This is a genomic window from Flagellimonas flava, from assembly GCF_050617915.1.
GTDB classification, from domain to species: Bacteria; Bacteroidota; Bacteroidia; order Flavobacteriales; family Flavobacteriaceae; genus Flagellimonas; species Flagellimonas flava_A.
In genome coordinates this window covers 160,261-181,922 of sequence record NZ_JBODQE010000001.1, presented here as the reverse complement: position 1 = coordinate 181,922, position 21,662 = coordinate 160,261, and the positions used below count along the sequence as shown (strand labels likewise).

Annotated in this window: 15 protein-coding genes; 5 read left to right on the top strand and 10 right to left on the bottom strand. The window is 42.7% G+C overall.

Annotated features, from left to right (window positions below; genetic code table 11):
- Positions 1-8: 8 nt before the first annotated feature.
- The gene (locus ACRHOZ_RS00815) at positions 9-548 is read right to left on the bottom strand and encodes a DsrE family protein (protein ID WP_431121308.1); all 540 of its coding nucleotides are present in this window, start codon (positions 546-548) and stop codon (positions 9-11) included.
- Between the two features lie 133 nt (positions 549-681).
- Here ACRHOZ_RS00815 and ACRHOZ_RS00810 point away from each other — a divergent pair, with 133 nt between their 5' ends.
- Entirely contained in the window at positions 682-3,006 is a 2,325-nt protein-coding gene (locus ACRHOZ_RS00810) for an ATP-dependent helicase (RefSeq protein ID WP_431121306.1), read from the top strand.
- A gap of 36 nt (positions 3,007-3,042) precedes the next feature.
- Here the strand turns inward: ACRHOZ_RS00810 and ACRHOZ_RS00805 are convergent, their stop codons facing one another.
- Positions 3,043-4,365, bottom strand: a complete 1,323-nt coding sequence (locus ACRHOZ_RS00805) for a hypothetical protein (protein WP_431121304.1) — start codon at positions 4,363-4,365, stop codon at positions 3,043-3,045.
- A gap of 156 nt (positions 4,366-4,521) precedes the next feature.
- Here ACRHOZ_RS00805 and ACRHOZ_RS00800 point away from each other — a divergent pair, with 156 nt between their 5' ends.
- A complete protein-coding gene (locus ACRHOZ_RS00800; RefSeq protein WP_431121302.1) occupies positions 4,522-5,142 on the top strand; it encodes an L-threonylcarbamoyladenylate synthase in 621 nt (206 codons plus the stop codon).
- Positions 5,143-5,195: 53 nt separating this feature from the next.
- On the opposite strand, the gene ACRHOZ_RS00795 is transcribed toward ACRHOZ_RS00800, so the two are convergent.
- From ACRHOZ_RS00795 to ACRHOZ_RS00785, 3 genes are all read right to left on the bottom strand, one after another.
- Positions 5,196-6,071 (bottom strand): OmpA/MotB family protein, encoded by an 876-nt coding sequence (locus ACRHOZ_RS00795; RefSeq protein ID WP_431121300.1) that lies wholly within the window; start codon positions 6,069-6,071, stop codon positions 5,196-5,198.
- Between the two features lie 98 nt (positions 6,072-6,169).
- Positions 6,170-7,171, bottom strand: coding sequence for a glycosyltransferase family 2 protein (locus tag ACRHOZ_RS00790; protein WP_431121298.1), 1,002 nt, complete (start codon positions 7,169-7,171; stop codon positions 6,170-6,172).
- 12 nt (positions 7,172-7,183) lie between these two features.
- Complete coding sequence (locus ACRHOZ_RS00785) at positions 7,184-7,630, bottom strand: type I restriction enzyme HsdR N-terminal domain-containing protein (RefSeq protein ID WP_431121296.1); 447 nt, start codon at positions 7,628-7,630, stop codon at positions 7,184-7,186.
- Positions 7,631-7,656: 26 nt separating this feature from the next.
- On the opposite strand from ACRHOZ_RS00785, the gene holA reads away from it, so the two are divergent.
- A complete protein-coding gene (gene holA, locus ACRHOZ_RS00780) occupies positions 7,657-8,658 on the top strand; it encodes a DNA polymerase III subunit delta (protein WP_431121294.1) in 1,002 nt (333 codons plus the stop codon).
- A gap of 2 nt (positions 8,659-8,660) precedes the next feature.
- Here holA and ACRHOZ_RS00775 read toward each other — a convergent pair whose 3' ends face one another.
- A complete protein-coding gene (locus ACRHOZ_RS00775; RefSeq protein WP_138833342.1) occupies positions 8,661-9,038 on the bottom strand; it encodes a DoxX family protein in 378 nt (125 codons plus the stop codon).
- A gap of 198 nt (positions 9,039-9,236) precedes the next feature.
- On the opposite strand from ACRHOZ_RS00775, the gene ACRHOZ_RS00770 reads away from it, so the two are divergent.
- Positions 9,237-12,017 (top strand): M16 family metallopeptidase, encoded by a 2,781-nt coding sequence (locus ACRHOZ_RS00770; protein ID WP_431121291.1) that lies wholly within the window; start codon positions 9,237-9,239, stop codon positions 12,015-12,017.
- A gap of 35 nt (positions 12,018-12,052) precedes the next feature.
- On the opposite strand, the gene ACRHOZ_RS00765 is transcribed toward ACRHOZ_RS00770, so the two are convergent.
- From ACRHOZ_RS00765 to uvrA, 4 genes are all read right to left on the bottom strand, one after another.
- Complete coding sequence (locus ACRHOZ_RS00765) at positions 12,053-14,464, bottom strand: thiamine pyrophosphate-dependent enzyme (protein WP_431121289.1); 2,412 nt, start codon at positions 14,462-14,464, stop codon at positions 12,053-12,055.
- Between the two features lie 158 nt (positions 14,465-14,622).
- Entirely contained in the window at positions 14,623-17,397 is a 2,775-nt protein-coding gene (locus tag ACRHOZ_RS00760; protein WP_431123306.1) for a metalloprotease, read from the bottom strand.
- 70 nt (positions 17,398-17,467) lie between these two features.
- Positions 17,468-18,154, bottom strand: coding sequence for a TIGR00730 family Rossman fold protein (locus tag ACRHOZ_RS00755; RefSeq protein ID WP_431121287.1), 687 nt, complete (start codon positions 18,152-18,154; stop codon positions 17,468-17,470).
- 15 nt (positions 18,155-18,169) lie between these two features.
- Complete coding sequence (gene uvrA, locus ACRHOZ_RS00750; protein WP_431121285.1) at positions 18,170-21,031, bottom strand: excinuclease ABC subunit UvrA; 2,862 nt, start codon at positions 21,029-21,031, stop codon at positions 18,170-18,172.
- 105 nt (positions 21,032-21,136) lie between these two features.
- On the opposite strand from uvrA, the gene ACRHOZ_RS00745 reads away from it, so the two are divergent.
- Positions 21,137-21,661 (top strand): hypothetical protein, encoded by a 525-nt coding sequence (locus ACRHOZ_RS00745; protein ID WP_420399816.1) that lies wholly within the window; start codon positions 21,137-21,139, stop codon positions 21,659-21,661.
- Position 21,662: the final 1 nt, after the last annotated feature.

The window sequence follows — 21,662 nt, the reverse complement described above, 5'->3', positions numbered from 1 at the left end:
GTTCAATTTTAAAATTTTATTAGTTGATAGCCTTCATTTTGAAGTTGGACCAAAGCAGTCATCGCCGACAGGGAAATTTGCACTCCCGGAATAAGATCTTCTTTGGCAATTTTATGGTGAGCGGCCGATTGCCCGCAGATGATAATCGGCACATCAATTTCCAAAAGGGATGTAACCAGCTTTAAATTGGGATTGTCCTTTTTATATTTTTTCTGATATGCCACATTGGACAGTACGTCCTTACTGGCTCCGCCATGTACCACCAAAGCCACATGCAATTGGTTTTTGGGAACTCCACTTTGGGCGTGCATATTTAAAAAACGCGCAGCCGTCTCAATAAGCGCATTTCGGCTATCATGGGAATCTGCCTTTCCAGTTACATCAATCACAGCTTTAAAGGTGATGTCCTTTTGAACCTGGTAATCTGGGTTCTTCACCTCATAAACCTTCCCGAAATCAGTTAAAATCGGTCCAGCCTTCGGGGATTGGGAATTTACAAAACAGCTAAAAAGAACGAAAAGGGGTAGTACTCGGAGATGGAATCTCATTCAATTTCAAATTAGTCTTTAAATATATCAATTTCGTGCTAAACGGATTGCTGTTTATAAGTATTAACAGGATGATTTTAGCATGAAACCAAGAATGGCTATTTTCACCTTTACTTTTTAAATACCTGAGCGGTTGGATACTTTTTTGGATGAATTGAATGATGCGCAGCGGGCACCGGTTTTGCACAAGGATGGCCCCTTGATGGTCATTGCTGGTGCGGGATCGGGTAAGACCAGGGTATTGACCTATAGAATAGCGCATTTGATGGGGCAGGGGGTGGATTCCTTCAATATTCTTGCTTTGACCTTTACCAACAAAGCGGCCCGGGAAATGAAAAAACGGATTGCCACCATTGTTGGGAATTCGGAAGCAAAGAACCTGTGGATGGGTACATTCCACTCTGTTTTTGCCAAATTATTACGGTTTGATGGGGACAAACTGGGCTACCCCAGCAATTTTACCATCTACGACACCCAAGATTCCCAAAGATTGATTGCGTCCATCATCAAGGAAATGGGATTGGACAAGGATATCTATAAGTACAAACAGATACAGAATCGGATTTCCTCCTATAAAAATAGCTTGATTACCGTAAAGGCTTATTTTCAGAACCCGGAGTTGGTGGAAGCCGATGCCATGGCAAAACGACCAAGACTGGGAGAAATTTATCAAAATTATGTGGATCGGTGTTTTAAGGCGGGTGCCATGGATTTTGATGACCTACTGCTCCGAACCAATGAACTTTTGACACGCTTTCCTGAGGTGCTGATGAAATATCAAGACCGATTTAGGTATATCCTTGTGGATGAGTACCAGGATACCAATCATTCGCAATACCTCATTGTAAAGGCTTTGTCAGATAGGTATCAAAACATTTGTGTGGTGGGGGATGATGCCCAGAGTATTTATTCTTTTCGTGGGGCCAATATCAGTAACATTCTCAATTTCCAGAAGGATTATGATGATGTATCGGTCTATCGCTTGGAGCAAAATTATCGCTCCACCAAGAACATTGTCAATGCTGCCAACTCCATTATCGCCAAAAACAAGAACCAGTTGGAGAAGGTGGTTTGGACCTCCAACGATGAAGGCAATAAGATAAAAATTCATAGGAGTATTACCGATGCAGAAGAGGGACGTTATGTTGCAGGTTCCATTTTTGAGAACCGGATGCAGCATCAATTGATGAATGGCGAGTTTGCTGTTTTGTATCGGACCAATTCCCAATCCAGGGCCATAGAGGATGCCCTGCGTAAAAGGGATATTCCTTACCGGATTTATGGGGGGCTTTCCTTCTATCAACGAAAAGAGATTAAGGACGTATTGGCTTATTTGCGGTTGATCATCAACCCTAAGGATGAGGAGGCGCTTAAACGAGTCATTAATTTTCCTGCTCGTGGGATTGGTCAGACCACTGTGGATAAACTAGTGGTTGCAGCCAATCACTATGGCCGTTCCATTTTTGAGGTTATGGACAACCTGTCCAAATTAGAACTGAAAATCAATGCTGGAACCCAGCGAAAATTAGGGGATTTTGTGACCATGATCAAGAGCTTTCAAATCATGAATGAAGGTTCGGATGCTTTTACCTTGGCCGAACATGTGGCGAAAAAAACAGGCTTGCTCCTTGAGTTTAAAAAAGATGGGACGCCGGAAGGTATAGCGCGGATGGAGAACATTGAGGAACTCTTGAACGGGGTCAAGGATTTTGTGGAAGGACAAAAGGAATTGGCAGATTCCACAGGGAGTTTGACCGAGTTTTTGGAAGATGTGGCCCTTGCGACCGATATGGACAAAGACACTGGAGATGATGACCGTGTTGCTTTGATGACAATTCACTTGGCCAAAGGATTGGAATTTCCATACGTTTACATTGTGGGGATGGAAGAAGATTTGTTTCCTTCCGCCATGAGTATGAACACCAGAAGTGAATTGGAGGAAGAGCGAAGATTGTTCTACGTAGCCTTGACCCGGGCAGAGAAGCAGGCCTATCTCACGTATACCCAAAATAGATACCGTTGGGGCAAACTTATCGATGCTGAGCCTAGTCGTTTTTTGGAGGAGATAGAGGAGCAGTATGTTGAAAACTTGACCCCTGTAAATGATGGATATCGATACAAATCCATGATCAACGCCGATATATTTGGAGAGGTGGACAAGAGTAAATTACGACAGATAAAACCCAAAAATGGTACTCCGCCCAGTGTGCAACGGCCCAACGAAAATCAATTGCGAAAACTGCGGAAGTTAAAACCGGAACTAGCAGCTACAAATACCAATGCTTTGGATCCCAACCTTATTGAAGGTTGTCTGGTTAACCATACGCGGTTTGGAAGAGGGAAGGTGCTCAAGATAGAGGGCGTGGGCAATGATAAGAAAGCCGAGATTCAATTTGAAAAGGGCGACATTAAAAAGCTACTGCTTAGGTTCGCCAAGTTGGAAGTGCTTGACCAATAGAAATCATTAATTACTTTTTTAATACGAAAATCCAGATTACAACTTGGCCAGTAGATTGTTTGAGCTACTTCCACAAAAAATCTGGTTGGTAAATTCCACAATAGGATGCTTTTCCCCATAACTAACGGAATAGACCTTATAATAGGCCCTGTTGACTCCGACCGAGGAACTACAGGAGACTTCATTTGGGTTGGAGAGCAAATACGACTCGATTTCTTCCGTAAACAGCATGGAGTCATCCAAAATAAACGCTTTGGTCATCGGGCGGGACCATTGGACGTTTTTTTGGCTGATGTTATACAGGTGCAATCTTCCTGGACTCGAGCCCATATCTTCCGAAAAAAATAGGAAATGGTTTTTTTTTGCAACCAAAGATACTTTTCCATCCCAAGGGATTTCAGTTTCTATCCCACTGGGAGTGGTCAATTTGAATAAAGATTGATTGTTCTCCTCATGATAGAAGGTTTGAATCTCCAATCCATCCACAAAGAAAAAAGATTCATCAGAGACCCTTCCAATTTTCTTGGGTATTTCGGAACCTTGTAGAAAGTTATTTGAATTTCTAGTTTCAAAAGCCTTGGAACCAAGTTGCTGATCTATGGAAGTGGTAGATTCAACATAGTTTACATTTTGATGATCGGCAAGTAACTCTAATGGCCTATAAGCCAAGGTAGTTCCCCAAGTCTCTGGTTTTAGAATGAGGGAACCATCCATTTCAACATTAAAGTCCAATGGGGAAACCATGGAACTTTGTCTATTGGGAAAGATTTTGGCGAGCTCCATGCCATCTTCATTGATTGTATGGGCATCCAACCTAAAAAATTCTTCTGTAGTATGGGCGGCTCCTTTACCTTGTAATAAATAGAAGCTTTTTGCGCTGGTTTTAATTGTATGGATTTGCTGATAGGCTATGGACTCCCCATATAATGAGGTAGGAACTATTTTACCTTTATTGGAATATAAGGCGATATTCCGGATGCCCTGAAATGCACCTTGCATCCGAGACTCCCATGAAAATACTCCAACCTTTTCGTCCCTGGATAGGGTAAATGTAAAGTCATGCTCCAAAATGTTATAAGATTTGCAAACTTGCTCTAGAAGTTTTTTGGATTGGATTCGCTCTATGGTTTTTCTGATCTGTTCGTTGATTAATACTGCATTTTCGTTGAATTCCTCATCGTTGGCATCCAACTTCTTAAGCAGGGAAAGGTTATAGTCTAGGTGGGCAATGAGTTCCCTACCATGATTAAAATGGGGAGGAGCTGGTGTTTTTTTGGACAGGTTGTTATTGCCACAAGCTGTTAACAAAATGGCGAATAAACCAAGTAGGGCGAAGCAGCGTATTTTGGAATCCATCATTTTTGAATGTATTGGGTTGTACTTCAACAAAAGTGAAAGTTTGAAGGCTTACTCCAAGCCCTCAATTGACGGATGGCCCATATGAATTGACGGATACCTACTTTGGGGATATTCTTTGTTACTTTGTAGCTCGAACAAAGGTTAACCCCCAATGAAATGGCTGAATTAATCAAACTCTTTGAGGAGAACCCTAATCCTAGGCAGGTGGAGAAAATAGGAGATGTCTTGCGCAAGGGCGGATTGATCATCTATCCTACGGATACGGTTTATGGTCTGGGTTGCGACATTACCAATTCCAGAGCGTTGCAGCGCATTGCCAGAATAAAGGGGGTAAAGTTGGAAAAGGCCAATTGGTCCTTTGTTTGTGCCGACTTGAGCAATCTGTCCGATTTTGTACGACAAATAGATACTTCGACTTTCAAAATATTGAAACGGTCTCTTCCGGGGCCCTATACTTTTATCTTACCTGGGAACAACAACCTTCCCAAGGACTTCAAGAAGAAGAAAACGGTGGGAATTCGAGTCCCTGATAATGAGATTGTAAGGGCTTTGGTTCGGGAACTAGGCCATCCTATTGTCTCCACTTCCATTTACGATGAGGATGATATTTTGGAGTACACTACTGACCCAGAACTGATTTATGAAAAATGGGGAGAATTGGTAGATGTTGTGGTTGATGGGGGATACGGGGGCAATGTGGCTTCCACCGTGGTGGATCTTTCCAGTGGCTATCCCGAAATTGTCCGTGAGGGCAAGGGGGATTTGGATATCTTCTAAATAAAAAAAGCGACCCTTTTGGGTCGCCTTTTCTGGTTTTTTATTGTGCTCCTTTAGTTGCCAGAACCGCCAATGGCTGGATCCTTCATACCTTCTTCGATCATGCTGTAGAATTGATCGATTTTTGGTAATACAACAATACGTGTTCTTCTGTTTTTAGCTCTTTCGGCAGCGCTATCATTGGAAGCAACAGGAACATAAAAGCTTCTTCCTGCAGCAGTCATACGTTTTGGATCAACGTTGAAATCGTTCTGCAAGGTTCTTACAATGGAAGTGGCACGCTTGGCACTCAAATCCCAGTTGTCAATAATTCCTCCGTTAGGCTTATACGGGACATTGTCTGTATGTCCTTCCACCAAGAATTCGAAATCAGGTTTGTTGTTCACCACTTTGGCTACTTTGCCCAAAACTTGCTTGGCTGCATTGGTAATGTTGTAGCTTCCGCTTCTGAACAAAAGTTTGTCTGAAATGGAAACAAACACCACACCTTTTTCAACACTTACCTCAATGTCTTCGTCATCAAGATTGCCCAAAACGCCTTTTAGACTCTGAACCAAGGCTAGGTTCACGGAATCACGGCGGGTAACGGCATCCTGCAATCTTCTAATGGTCAAGTCTTTTTCCCTTAGGCTTTCCAAAGATTTTTCAAGGTTTTCAGCCCCTTTGGTAGTAAGGGTAGTTAAGTTCCCCATATTGTTGATCAATTCCTGGTTGTTGGCCTTTAGGAAGGCGTTTTGATCCTCAAGGGTTTGTAATCGGGAAGAAGCGGTCGCTTTTTCCTCAAGGCAATCGTTTAATTTAACGGTTGCGGAATTCAATAAATCTTGGGTCTCTTTTTGTTTGGCCTCAAGATCGGCATATTTTTTTTGTGATACACAAGATGACAACAAAATTGCCATGGACAAGGTTCCTAGGAAAACTTTTTTCATAGTACTGGGTATAAATTATTAAGAATTGTTAGATATTTCACTGCTTCAACTATCCGCCAAAATTAGAGAAATTGCAAAGTTGGCGTCTTTCGGCATCGTTAATCTTTTACTAAAATGTTAAATCGCTTCACTTGATGTACGAAATGAGACCAAACAATGGATGTTGCGGAATAGTATTTTAATAAAAATTTTGCTTTTTCCCTCTTTTTGTAAAGTTTCCTAAAGTTACTATAAAAACTGAGATGGGCACGCAATATGGCCAAGCAATGGCCAAATTTTAATTGCAGGACAAATCGCATTCCGGCGATCCCATCCAAGAGTAGCCTCATGAAGATAATCCTGAAGGCAACTTTGCCCGGTAAGTTCTTGGTAATGGAGTAGAGGGAGTTCCTGAAATTAAGATAGGTTTTTTTGGGATCCATGTTCTTCAAGGTGGAACCTCCAAGGTGGAAAACATGACTGTGGCCCACATAAAGCACTTGATGACCTTGATTCTTTGCTCTCCAGCAAAGATCTATCTCCTCCTGGTGCGCAAAATAATCCTCGTCAAACCCACCAAGATTTCTGAAAACCTCGCTTTTAATGAACATGCATGCCCCTGTGGCCCAAAAAACTTCCTTGATATCGTTGTATTGGCCCAAATCTTTTTCCAGAGCCTGAAAGATTCTTCCCCTGCAAAAAGGGTAGCCCAAACGGTCGATAAACCCTCCAGCAGCACCGGCATACTCAAAATACTCCGGGCGTTTTAGATCCAGAATCTTGGGTTGAACAATGGCAGCTTCGGGTCGGGTTTTGAATACCTCCATTACAGGCTCCAACCAATTGGCGGTAACCTCCACATCAGAATTCAATAAACAGAAGATATCCGCATCCACATGTTTCAGACCATCATTGTAACCCTTGGCAAATCCGCCATTGGTGTCATTTACAATGACTTGTACACTCGGATAATTTTCTCTGAGAAATTGGACGGAATCGTCCTCGCTTGCGTTGTCCACAACGTGGATACTGGCATTTTCTGAATGGGCCATAACAGCAGGGAGAAACTTTTCAAGCAAAGTTTTCCCATTCCAATTCAGTATGACGACTGCAACTTTCAAAACGGCAGCAAATTAACGGCTAAAATCAGGAATTTCCTTCAAAAACTTATATTTTTCACTTTCAAGATCCATTTTACAGTAATAATGGTTCAATCCGTTGGTAACCATTAAATACTTGGCCTGCAATTGTAAATTGTACCGGGCTATTTGATCAAAAGTGGCTTGGTCAATGGTAACTTCAGGAGCTTTGCACTCCACTAGTAAATAAATTGAACCATTGGGTTGGAATACCACCACATCATATCGCTTTTTTAACTGGTTAACAACCAGCTGCTTCTCCACATTGATCAAACTTTTTGGGTATTTCTTTGTTTCTACCAAGAAATGAACCACGTGCTGGCGTACCCATTCCTCGGGCTGCAGCAACACAAATTTTTTCCGTATGATGTCGAAGATTTGGAGCCCTTTTTCGCTACTTTTGAGTCGGAACGGATATGAAGGAAAGTCCAATGGCTGCATGGGACAAATTTGACGATTTTTTCTGAATGGATAGGGTAAAGGAAATAGTTTCTGACATAAAACAAGGGAATCCCAAACCCATTTATTTTTTAATGGGGGAGGAACCTTATTATATAGACAGGATTTCCCAATACATCGCTGATAACGTATTAACGGAGGACGAAAAGGGTTTCAACCAGATGGTCCTGTACGGCAGGGATACCACCGTGGATGAAGTCATTGGCAACGCCAAACGGTTTCCTATGATGGCAGACCATCAAGTGGTCATCCTTAAGGAAGCGCAACATCTCTCCAGAACCATAGAGAATTTTGTGGCCTATGCCCAAAATCCCCAGCCAACCACCATTTTGGTAATTTGCTACAAATACAAGAAACTGGACAAACGGAAAAAACTGTACAAAGCCGTTCAAAAAACAGGGGAACTGTTTGAGAGCAAAAAACTGTACGAAAATCAAGTGGCTGAATGGATCAGGCGAACATTGTCTGGCAAGAAATATAAAATCTCACCTAAGGCGGCCATTATGTTGGTAGAGTTTTTGGGAACCGATTTAAGCAAAATCAGCAACGAACTGGACAAGCTTACACTCATTGTGCCTTCCAACGTTGAGATTACCCCTGAGCTTGTAGAGCAGCATATAGGAATAAGCAAAGACTTCAACAATTTTGAATTGAAGAAGGCCCTTGGGGAGCGCGATGTCAAAAAGGCAGCACGCATCGTGGATTATTTTGCCCAAAATCCGAAGGACAATCCTTTTGTGATCACAATAACCTTGTTGAACACATTTTTCACCCAGCTTTTAAAGTACCATGGTCTTAATGACCATTCTCCAGGAAATGTGGCCAAAGTGCTGGGTGTTAATCCCTATTTTGTAAACGAATTTACCGTTGCGGCCAAAAACTACCCAATGAAGCGGGTAAGCGCCATTATTTCCAATCTTCGCCAACTGGATTTAAAAGGAAAAGGAGTAGGTGCCAGTAATTTGGCCCAAGCAGATTTGCTTAAGGAAATGCTGACCGCAATAGTTTGATCTTATTTTTTGTCCACGCTATACTTACCTGGACCAAGCAAGAACACCACGATAAAAACTACAGCAAAAAGAAGTGCCTTTTCCTTGGTGCCAAAAGGATCTTCCGCATGTACCCTAAATGCTGCTACCAGCATAACCAGGGTAGTTGGAATTGCTGCCCAACGCGTTTTTAAACCAATGATCATTAAAATGGGACAGATAAATTCACCCAATACGGCCAAGAACAAAGAAGGACCTTGACCTATTCCTATAGGGTTGGCAAACTCCATGTTTCCGCTAATCAACTTTTGGAATTTCGGATAGCCGTGGGTAAGCATAAAGGCTGAAGGAACGATCCTTAGAATGGCCAATCCTAAATGGATCAAAAGATTATTTTTCATTGGTGGGGGATTTAGTTTTCGTGAAAGTATAAATTATGTTTCAACAAAAGAAAAATAGGCATCAAAATTTACTGTGGCACTGGTGATGGAGCCAAATTTAAGAATTGGCCTTTTCTAGGGATAGACACGCAGGATGCCAAAAATTTAGTACCTTGTTAAACAGTATTAACATCAATCACTTAACGAAAATTTCATGTCATGAAGAGACTAATGACTTTCTCGGTTATGGTCCTGTTTTGTGTACAATCGCAACTGGGCCAAAACTTTCAATTCAAAGCGGATCAAATTGAAATTCCGCATAAGAAATACCAACTTCCCAACGGGCTTACCCTTTTGGTGCACGAAGATCATAAAGCACCAATCGTTGCTGTGAACGTGTGGTATCACGTAGGTTCCAAAAATGAAAAACCGGGCAAGAGTGGATTCGCCCACCTGTTTGAACATTTAATGTTCAATGGTAGTGAGAACTATAATAAGGACTATTTCCAAGCCTTGGAAAGTATTGGGGGAACAGACCTAAACGGAACCACCAATACCGATAGGACCAACTATTTCCAAAATGTTCCTGTATCAGCTTTGGATCAGGTACTTTTTTTGGAATCGGATCGGATGGGTCATTTATTGGGTGCCATTGACCAGGCAAAATTGGACGAGCAACGTGGAGTTGTCCAGAACGAAAAAAGACAGGGCGAGAACCAACCCTATGGTAAACAATGGAACTACTTGACCAAGTCCATGTATCCCAAGGGCCATCCATACTCATGGACGGTCATTGGAGAAATGGAAGATTTGAACGCCGCCTCGCTTGACGATGTTCACGAGTGGTTCAAATCGTATTATGGAGCAGCCAATGCCGTGGTGGCTGTGGCCGGGGATATAGATCCTGAGGATGTCTACCAGCGCGTTTTGAAGTACTTTGGGGATATTCCTGCCGGACCAACCATTGAACGTCAAGAAGTGCGCATTCCTGAAAGGAATCAGGATACTTATCAAGTTTACGAGGACAGGGTTCCCGAAACCCGGGTGCTTTTTGCCTGGCATACACCTCAATTTGGAGACAAAGAGGACCTCCATTTTGATTTGATTTCAGCTATTTTAACAAGTGGTAAAAACTCGCGCTTATTCAAAAGGTTTGTGTATGAGGACCAAACGGTCAGTCGGGCCGTTTCCTTTCAGGCTTCCAGTGAGATTTCCAGCAGGTTTATTACCTGGTTGAATGTGAAACCTGGGCAGGATGCCGACCAACTGGAAACTCAATTAGAGGAAGAAATCCAAAAGTTTATGGATGAAGGCCCCACTGAAGCTGAATTGAACAGGGTAAAAGCAGCCTATTTTTCCAATTTTATCAAAGGTTTGGAAAGGATTGGTGGTTTTGGAGGAGTCTCAGATATACTGGCTTCCAACCAAACTTATTTTGGAGATGCGGCCTACTACAAAACCGTATTGAAATTTGTGGAGGACGCCACGGTTGCGGATATCCAAAAAACAGCCAAAAAATGGTTGAGCAAAGGGAAGCACGTTCTCGTTTGCAATCCGTTCCCAGAATATAGTGTTGAGAAATCTATAGTAGATCGCTCAAACTTACCGGCGCTAGGTCCTGAAAAGAGTTCCAAGTTCCCAAATTTGGAAAAAGCACAACTATCCAATGGGTTAAATGTTGTCCTGGCAAAGCGTACAGGAGTTCCCACGGTTGTAGTCAATATGGTGTTCGATGCTGGTTATAAAACAGATTACCTATCCAGCCCAGGTACGGCCCAGTTGGCCATGAACCTTATGGATGAGGGGACGAAAGACTTAAATTCATTGGAAATCAGCGAGAAATCCGAACTATTGGGTGTCAGTTTAAATACCTTTTCAAATCAAGATCAGTCCAACGTGTTCATGACCACCTTAAAACAGAGTTTTGATGCCAGTATGGATTTGTTTTCTGATGTAGTGTTGAACCCGGTCTTTCCGGAAGCAGAGTTTGAACGTCTGAAAAACGAGCAAATCAACAACATCAAAAATGAAAAGGCCCAACCCATTTCCATGGCCCTTCGGGTTATGAACAAGTATATGTATGGTGAAGGGCATCCCTATAGCAATCCGTATACTGGAACGGGATATGAAGAAACCGTTGAAAAACTAACCCGTGATGATGTGGTGAAATTCTATGAGACCTGGATGAAACCCAACAATGCTACGCTCATAGTAACTGGAGACATAGAGATGTCTGACCTTAAGGCCAAGTTGGAAAAATCCTTTGGCAAATGGAAGAAAGGGGATGTTCCCACAGTAGTCTTCAATGAGCCACAGGTGAATTCCAAAAACACCTTGTATCTGATGAACAGACCCGAATCCCAACAGTCGGTAATAATTGCAGGACATTTAACCGAGAAATATGGGGGTGTTTCTGAAATTGCTTTGGAACAAATGGTGAGTATTCTTGGAGGGGATTTTACTTCAAGAATCAATATGAACCTTAGGGAGGATAAACATTGGTCGTACGGAGCGGGCGGTTTTGTGCTTGGATCCAAAGAGGAAAGACCTTTTATTGTTTACGCCCCGGTTCAAACGGATAAAACTTCGGAATCTGTTACCGAATTGAGAAAGGAGATTTCCGAATTTATTTCCACACGACCCGCTACCCAGCAAGAACTCGATAAGGTAAAAACGAACCAAGTGTTGAGTTTACCTGGACAATGGGAAACCAATAGTGCGGTGAATACCTCTATTAGAAATCTTCTTAGATACAATCTACCGGATGATTATTATGAGACCTATGACCAAAATGTACGGAACCTTTCGTTGGATGATGTGCGCAAGGTTAGTACCCAAGTAGTAAAACCTGAGGCTGTCAATTGGTTTATGGTGGGGGATCGCGCCAAGATCGCCAGTAAATTGGATGAACTTGGTTTTGACGATATCATTGAGATTGATGCAGACGGAAATCCATTGGTGCCAGCGGTGCAACAACCGGAAGAGGAGTTGAAAAACTAAATAGAAAGCCCCCCGATTTATCGGGGGCTTTTTTTTTATCTCAATTGCGGATAGGATACAGGATCCGTCTCGTGCATAATGGAATAGACCTTTTCAAAAATATCTTCGGCATTGGGCTTGGAAAAATAATCCCCGTCCGAAGCGTAAGCAGGTCGGTGTTCCTTGGCTGTTAAGGTCTGCGGAGCACTGTCCAAATACTTGTACCCTTCTTGGTTTTCCAGAATTTCTTGCAGTAAATAGGCGGAACAGCCACCTGGCACATCCTCATCAATGATCAGCAGCCTATTTGTTTTTTGAAGACTTTTAACCACCTCATGATCCAAATCAAAGGGGAGTAAGGACTGTGCATCAATAACTTCTGCGTCAATACCTACTTCCAATAGCTCGGAGGCTACATTTTGAACGATTCTGAGTGTAGAACCATAGGACAAAAGGGTAATGTCCTTACCTTCTTTCAATGTTTCCACCTTGCCAATAGGTGTGCAGAACTCACCCAAATTAGAGGGTTTCTTTTCTTTTAAGCGATAGCCGTTTAGACTCTCGATGACAATGGCGGGCTCATCACTTTTTAGGAGTGTGTTATAAAATCCTGCTGCTTGGGTCATGTTTCTGGGAACGAGAATATACATACCCCGTAGTAAGTGTATCAATCCACCCATGGGCGACCCGGAATGCCAAATACCTTCCAATCTATGACCACGTGTTCTCACGATTAGCGGAGCCTTTTGCTTCCCAACAGTTCGGTACATAAGACTGGCAAGATCATCACTTAAAGTCTGGATTCCGTATAGAATGTAATCCAGGTATTGTATTTCAGCAATTGGCCGTAAGCCCCTAAGGGAAAGACCAATGCCTTGACCTATGATTGTGGTTTCACGTATTCCGGTGTCCGCAACACGGAGTGGGCCATACTTCTTTTGAAGCCCCTCCAATCCTTGGTTCACATCCCCAATATTCCCAGTATCCTCTCCAAAGACCAACGCTTGAGGGTATTTAGCGAAAAGCGCATCAAAATTATCCCTAAGAATGATACGCCCATCCACTTCGTCAGGATTGTTATCATAGGCAGGTTCCAACGTTTTAACTTCGGTTGCCTTGCTATCCAGTTCGTTATAGAGGTGCGAGCTGTATTTGGGTTGAACTTCATCTAAAAAGTTTGAAATCCATTGTTGTAGGGCGGCCCTTTCTGGATTTGTTTCCCCAATGAGATAGCGCAAAGCTTTTCTGGCTTTGGAGGCCAAATCTTTTTTGATGGGCTCTTCAATGGCAATCAAATCATTTTTCACCTTATTGATGAAACTGCGATTGGGACTATTGGATGCTGCATTCTCCAATAATTGGATCAATTCCTTTTTGGCTTGGATATGCGGTTGAAGGAATTCAGCCCAAGCTTCTTTTTTGGCGGCTCGAACTTTAAGCTTGATTTCCCGTTCAAGGATTTTTAGTTCTTCTTCCGTCTTGATTCCATTTTCCAGAATCCATTCCCTAAATCGCTTGTTACAATCATTCTCCCGTTCCCATTCCAGACGCTCACTGGATTTATAACGTTCATGGGAACCAGAAGTGGAATGTCCCTGTGGCTGTGTAAGTTCTGTTACATGAATCATCACTGGGACATGATCTTCCCGGGCAATGTCCGATGCATTTTCAAAGGCATGGATCAAGGCTGTATAATCCCAACCTTTGACCTTTAGGATTTCGTAGCCAGGAGTGTCTTTATCCCGTTGCAAACCGGATAAAGCTTCGGAAATATCTCCCTTTGTTGTATGGAACTCTGCAGGTACCGAGATACCGTAGTCGTCGTCCCATATACAAATGATCATGGGAACCTGCATAACCCCGGCAGCGTTGATCGTCTCAAAGAAATGACCTTCACTGGTACTGGCATTTCCTATGGTTCCCCAAGCCACCTCATTTCCGTTATTGGAAAAGTTGGTTTGGTCAATTTCCTCTAGGTTCCGATATAATTTGGAGGCCTGTGCAAGGCCCAGCAGACGTGGCATCTGACCCGCTGTACAGGAGATGTCCGCGCTACTGTTTTTCTGTTTGGTCAAATCTTTCCAGGTACCGTCCTCATTTAAACTGTGGGTCACAAAATGGCCTCCCATTTGCCTCCCCGCACTCATGGGCTCTTTTTCCATATCAGTGGTGGCATAAAGCCCGTGGAAAAACTCCTTAGGGTTTAGATAACCCAAGGCCATCATAAAGGTTTGGTCCCGGTAATAACCGCTTCTAAAATCCCCATCCTGAAATGCCCTGGCCATGGCCAACTGTGGTAGTTCTTTTCCATCACCAAATATTCCAAATTTTGCTTTACCGGAAAGCACTTCACGTCTTCCCAATAAGCTACACTCCCTACTGGTGACCGCAACCTCGTAATCCTTAAGGATTTGGGACTGGAAATCATCAAAGGAAATATCGCTGCTTGTCTTGGAATGGGGTTTCATTGGCACATTGGAATTTGCGCAAAAATACTAAAATCGAAGGAGAATGGCAACAACAAAACCTGTTAATAAAGTAATAATATGTTATGAAAAGTGCATTTTTAAGGAAAATTATTCAATCAAACGATAATTAATAGCCTCTTTTTTATGAATGTCTCAATTTAGAACCACTTTCTGGTAAAGAGGCCAATAAGCGTTTTTGGGCTAATGGTGACCACAAAGCGAATGCGTTCTCCATAATCCCTTTCTGCAATTTCCCAACCTCGGTTGCTATATACAGGAAAGTAGAGTTCAAAATAGTCAGTCACCAAATTTAAGCGAACCCCAGAGTCGTAAACAAAACGGGCATTTTCCCCTTTATTACGGATATACCCCAAATCCCCATAGGCTTCAATCCATCTCCATATGTTAGTGCTGGCGTTGGTGGTAATAATCCAATCGTTGGCAAAGGGGTTTTCCAGTTTGGATTTAAAACCACCTTCGGCAATAATGATTTGTTGGCTATAGATTCCTGAGTTTTCTGAACGTCCCAGATAGTTTAGGTCAAACATATAATCGGTTGGTCTGTCCAAAGCAAAACTGAAGAAGTCAGAGTCCGTATTATTGCGCAAAAATTTACCGGCATATAAACGAAAGTTAAACTGCCTGTTGCTTTCAAATAATTTTCGATATTCCAATTCAAAGGCCAGTTTTGTGAAGTCACTGGAGTGTTGTGCATCCAAAAACCAAGAAGTGTAGTTTAGGATATCGTTGTCCACATCTATAAACCTAAGATTAAGTACTCCGTAATCCGGTTCTGTGTCCAGTTGATCGGCAATACTCTCATCAATGCTTCTAAAAACGCTACGGTAACGAAGCAACAGGCTCTGCCTTCTATTGGAAATTAGATTATCAGGCCTCCATCCAAATGAAACTGCGGGAGTTAGCGTGGTATAACGGGAATTGACCTGAAAATGCGAGGTTGATCCAGCAAAAACATAATTGGAAACAAAGAGGCCACTTTTTCCGTGATATTTACGGTAACGAAAACTAGCCTTGCCCACTACCGTTTTTTCCAAAAAGGAATAGGTGGGGGAAATATCATATTGAAATGGGCGCTCCAAAAAGGTTTTGTTATAAATACGTAGCCCTGGAGTTATCCCATCGTACACATTGAAATTGGCAATGGGCACATAAAATATCTGATGGTAATATGGGTCTTCCGTGTCCTTAAAAAATTGAAATTTTAATCGCTTGTTACTGGCAAAAAAACCATTGAGCGTCTTCCAGTTATCGCGCTGGTTGAATTCCGGAATCTTCTTATCGTAGTTGAGCACCAGGCGGTCTTCTCCATTTCTGGGAATGGTAAAAGTTCTGGAGGTGTCAATATCCTTAAACCAATATTGTGACACCACGGAATCCTTGTTAAGCCCAAACAGGGAGATGGGGACCTTGGTTCCGCGTTTGTTTTTAATTGTAAAAGTCAGTGAATCTTCTGATTTTTCAACCTTTTTGATTTTGTAATCGATTTTCTTTCGTGTGGAAACATATTCTTCAAAAAACCAATCCACATCCTTTTCTGCGTGTTGTTCTATTTCCTTTTGGAAGTCCATGGCTTTTACTGATGGATTCAGCATATGACCTTTATAGAAAGAGGTAATGCTGCTATCAACCTTCTGACCTCCTAGGTATTCAGCCAAATAGGACATCCCCAATCCAGCCTTATAGCCATTTGCGATTTTTTGGTTGAATTTGATCAAGGAATCATTGGGTGTATCCAAGGCCTGATCAATGTTTTTACGGGCAGAAAGCATACTTAAGAGCGCATATTGCTCATTGAAGTCCATCTGTGCCAAATGAAATCCCCGGAACCCCCAGATTTTGGACAATTTACCAGCCAATTTCTGGTCGGGATAGTGTTCCTCCACATATTTGATCATCAAATAGTTGCCAATGGCATCCAGCACCCAGCGTTCCGCTCGCGGGTCTAAATAAATGGTTTCACTTAAAAAGCCATGAATGGCGGTTTTAAGAAACTTCATCTCAAACTGGAACTGCTCTTCATAGGGTCTGATGAATGACGGCAGCTGGTTGATACCGTACAAGGGATTTTTGTTGTATGCAATTTCACTTACCAGAAGATTGGGGTGTGGATACTTTCCCAAGTTTTCATTTAAGAAAACGGCAATCTTATTAATGGAAATGCCCTGAGAGATTTTATCATATCTGTTGGATTCCAAGTCCGTGGTAACCGTGATCATACCAGTTACATGTTTGGTGAACCTAGAAGTTCTTTCCAAGATGATTTCACAGTTTTTTCTATTCTCCCCTTGAAGCTGTATGAATTGTCCACCTGGAAAATTGGATTTCCCAATGTCTATGAAATTAGTTGACAAAAATAGTTTGTCGGGATAGGTAAAGTTGATGGAGGTATTGGCTGGATCCGTGTAGTTGTCATCCAAATCCATATTGTCATACAGTTTCCAACCATCATTGTACACGGCTGGGGTAAGGTACCAATCCTTCAGATGATACTCACCATTAGGGCCAAAACCATAGGCGGTAAACTTGGCATTGGGCAGTTTAATGGTATAGGTGAAAAATAACTCTACGGATGCCCCTGGGGCCAGAACCTCTTCCAGCTGAACTCTGATTACATCGCTATTGCCTATTCTATTCCAACTTAAGCCCGCATAATTGTGGCCAACTATACTAACTACATTGGTGTGTCCGCGTTCTTTGTCCTTGGCCAAATGCAAACTACGTTTAAACTCCTCCGCAAAACGTTTGGCAAGCGCCGTTTTTTTGTTGGAATAAGCGTGGTTCCAGTCGTTGAAGTAAAGAGCGGTCAATCCATCCTTGGAGGTATTGACATAGGTGAACTTTTGTTTGATTTCAACCTCCTTGGTTTCGTCCTTTAACGCGGCTGTTACCTCATTGGTGTGCTGCCCCAGCATCTTGAACCCAACAAGAAAGAAGAGCAAAGAAAAATATGTTATGCTTTTTTTGATCGCCAAAGGCAAGGGATTAAAAATTGGGGCTGAGGTTACGCCCTTTATAGAACGCATCAATAATATCGACAACATCTTCGGCAGAATCCACAATTTTAATCAAATCCAGGTCCGTGGGACTAATGTTGCCCGCATTCAGCATGGTTTCCTTGATCCAATCAATAAGGCCACTCCAGAACTTGGTACCTACCAAAATAATGGGGAACGTATGGATCTTGCTGGTTTGGATTAGTGTTATAGCCTCAAACAATTCATCCAAGGTGCCAAACCCACCGGGCATCACCACAAATCCCTGGGAGTATTTGACAAACATAACCTTCCGAACGAAAAAGTAGTCGAAGTCCAGGTTTTTATCGCTGTCAATATAAGGATTATCGTGCTGTTCAAAAGGAAGGTCAATATTTAGGCCCACGGAAGTTCCTCCCGCAAGGTTGGCTCCTTTGTTTCCAGCTTCCATAATCCCAGGCCCACCGCCGGTGATGATTCCATACCCGGCTTCCGCTATTTTTTTTGACACTTCCACGGCCAACTCATAGAAAGGTTGTCCAGGCTTTACCCGCGCCGACCCAAAAATGGAAACACACGGGCCAATTTCACTCATCTTCTCAAAACCATTGACAAATTCACCCATGATCTTGAATATGGCCCAAGAGTCATTGGTCTTTATTTCATTCCATCCTTTATGGTGCTGTTCTTTTCGCATTTCAATAATTATGTATTAAACGGCAGGTGCAATTTTCCGTTTGGATTGCTCAAGCTCCTTCTTTAAAAACCGGGCTGTGTAGCTTTTATTGTCCTTGGCCACCTCTTCCGGTGTACCTTGGGCAACGATCATTCCGCCACCACGACCGCCCTCGTATCCTATATCAATAATATAATCCATCATTTTTATGACGTCCATATTATGTTCTATGACCAAAATGGTATTTCCTTTGTCCACCAATTTGTTCAAAACTTCCATCAAAACCCTTATATCTTCAAAATGTAGTCCAGTTGTGGGCTCATCCAAAATATAAAACGTATTTCCTGTATCTCTTTTGGAAAGCTCGGTTGCCAGTTTCACCCGTTGGGCCTCTCCTCCGGAAAGGGTAGTGGATTGCTGTCCCAGGGAAATGTATCCCAGCCCAACATCCTGAATGGTTTTTAGTTTCCTATGGATTTTGGGAATGTTCTCGAAAAAGTCCACCGCTTCGTTGATGGTCATTTCCAGGACATCCGCAATGGATTTGCCTTTGTACCTAATCTCCAGGGTTTCTCTATTGAACCGCTTGCCATTGCAGGTCTCGCATTCCACATACACATCGGGTAAAAAGTTCATCTCAATAACCTTGAGACCACCTCCCTGGCAGGTTTCGCATCTTCCCCCGGCCACATTAAAACTGAAACGGCCTGGTTTGTACCCGCGGATCGTTGCTTCCGTGGTTTTGGCGAACAAGCTCCTAATTTCACTAAAAGTACCTGTATAGGTCGCTGGATTGGACCTTGGTGTTCTTCCAATTGGGGATTGATTGATGTCAATGACCTTGTCCACATGTTCCAAGCCGGTAATCTTTTTATACGGCATGGGTTTCTTCACCCCATTGAAATAATGGGCGTTCATAATGGGGTAAAGGGTTTCATTGATCAAGGTGGACTTTCCACTTCCCGAAACTCCGGTTACGCCTATAAGTTTACCCAAAGGAAACTGTGCCGTTACATTTTTAAGGTTGTTTCCTGTACAGCCCGTAAGAACAATTTTCTTCCCAGTCCCTTTTCTTCTGTGGGTTGGAACGGGAATTTCCCTTTCCCCGGTAATGTATTCCGCTGTTAGGGTGTGGTGTTGTTTTAATTCCGCGGGTTTGCCTTCGGAAATAATTTCCCCACCATGTCTTCCGGCCTTTGGCCCAATATCAATAACATGGTCGGCATGTTCTATCATGTCACGGTCATGCTCCACCACTATAACGGAATTTCCTATATCCCGAAGGGATTCCAAGGAATTGATCAGTCGTTCATTGTCCCGCTGGTGCAGACCAATACTGGGTTCATCCAATATATAAAGCACCCCAACCAATTGAGAGCCTATCTGTGTTGCCAATCTGATGCGCTGTGCTTCCCCACCAGAGAGCGATTTTGAGCTACGGTTCAGGGATAGGTAATCAAGTCCCACATCAAGCAAAAATTGAACCCTGGTCTTGATTTCCTTGATGATTTCTTCGGCAATTTTTTTCTGATTGCCTTCCAGATTGCTTTCCAACTGTTTGAAGAAGTCCGCCAATTCCGCAATATCCAATTGCGCCAGTTCGGCAATGTTCTTTTCTCCTATCTTAAAATACAAAGACTCTTTCCTTAGCCTAGCCCCATCGCAACTTGGGCATCCTACTTTGTCCATATATTCCTTGGCCCATCTGCGGATGGAGGTAGAGTTGGCCTCATCAAATTGGGTTTTGATGAAATTGGCAATACCCTCATAGTCAATTTTATATTGCCTTTTTACTCCCAGGGTTTTGGAGTCCACTTCAAAACTGTCATTGCCCCCATTTAAAATGATGTCCATTGCCTCGGCAGGAATCTTTTCGAGCGGATCGGTCAAATTGAACTTATAGCGCTGGGCAATGGTCTCAAGTTGTTTGAAGGCCCAGGATTTTTTGTATTCGCCCAATGGCGCAATCCCTCCAGCCTGGATGGACAATTTTTTATTGGGAAATATCTTCCGTTCGTTTACCTCAAACACATGCCCCAATCCGTTGCATTCTGGACACATCCCTTTTGGGGAATTGAAGGAAAAGGTATTGGGCTCAGGAGTAGGGTAGGAGATCCCTGTTGAAGGACACATCAAATCCCGACTAAAGTACCTGGGAACGGACTCACCTTCTTCCAAAACCATAAGCACATTGTTGCCACTGTACATAGCGGTATTTATGGTTTCGCCCAATCGCTTATGGAAATCTTCGGATTCCGAAACTTTGAGGCGGTCAATGACAATCTCAATATCGTGGGTCTTGTAGCGATCCACCTTCATGCCCTTTACGATATCCAGGATTTCGCCATCAACCCTAACTTTTACAAAACCTTGTTTGGCAATCTGCTCAAAAAGTTCACGGTAATGCCCCTTTCTGGATTTTACCACTGGGGCCAGGACATTGATTTTCATGTCCTGATACGAATCTATGATCAAATCCTTTATCTGCTCATCGCTATAACTCACCATTTTCTCTCCTGTGTTATAACTGTAAGCATCCCCGGCCCGTGCGAAGAGCAAGCGGAGAAAGTCATAGACCTCTGTAATGGTGCCCACGGTAGAACGCGGTGACTTGGAGGTTGTTTTTTGCTCAATGGCAATTACAGGGGAGAGGCCATCTATTTTATCCACATCGGGACGTTCCAATCCGCCAAGAAATTGTCTCGCATAAGCAGAGAAAGTCTCAATGTAGCGTCGTTGTCCTTCTGCGTAAATGGTATCGAAAGCCAAGGAGGATTTTCCACTGCCGGAAAGGCCTGTGATGACCACCAATTTCTCCCGGGGAATGGTCACGTCAATATTTTTCAGGTTGTGGACCCTGGCGCCCTTGACTTCAATATTTTCTTCGTAGTTAATCATAGCACAATTTGCTAAAATAAGGTTTTGATACTTAAAAAGGAAGTGTGTTCCAGTTTCGTTATTGACAATGGATGGCTTATTTTTGGGTCTTTTAAATTGACGCAAATGAAACTACTGGGCATAGGCTCTCGTATTAACCATCCTGAGTACGGTAAAGGGGTGGTGACCAATGTATCTTCCCAACACTATTGGGTCACTTTTTTGGAAAATGGTTTGGAAACCATTGATATTGATTCTGAATTTGAGGTAATTGAAGGAGTTTCGGATGAAGTGGATACCGTTAGCTTTTTTGATGTGGAAAGTTCCTTGGTATCCATTCTTAAAAAATGGAGCGATACTACTGAGAAAGTTGCCATTGCCGACAAATGGCGTGGCGGGAAATTGGTTTTGGAACCTGGAGGGGATTTGGCCAACAAGGAAATGCCGATTGACACTTTCTTTCATAAAATTGTGATGGTGCGTGATCGTATCAGGGTAATGGAGCAAAAAATCAACAGTAGCAAAAATCTGGATGATCAAGAAAAGGTTGATCTGCAACAGTACATCACCCGAATTTATGGAAGCTTGACCACTTTCAATGTCCTCTTTAAAAATAAGAGCGACCAATTTGTGGGTGAGCGAAGCAAATAAG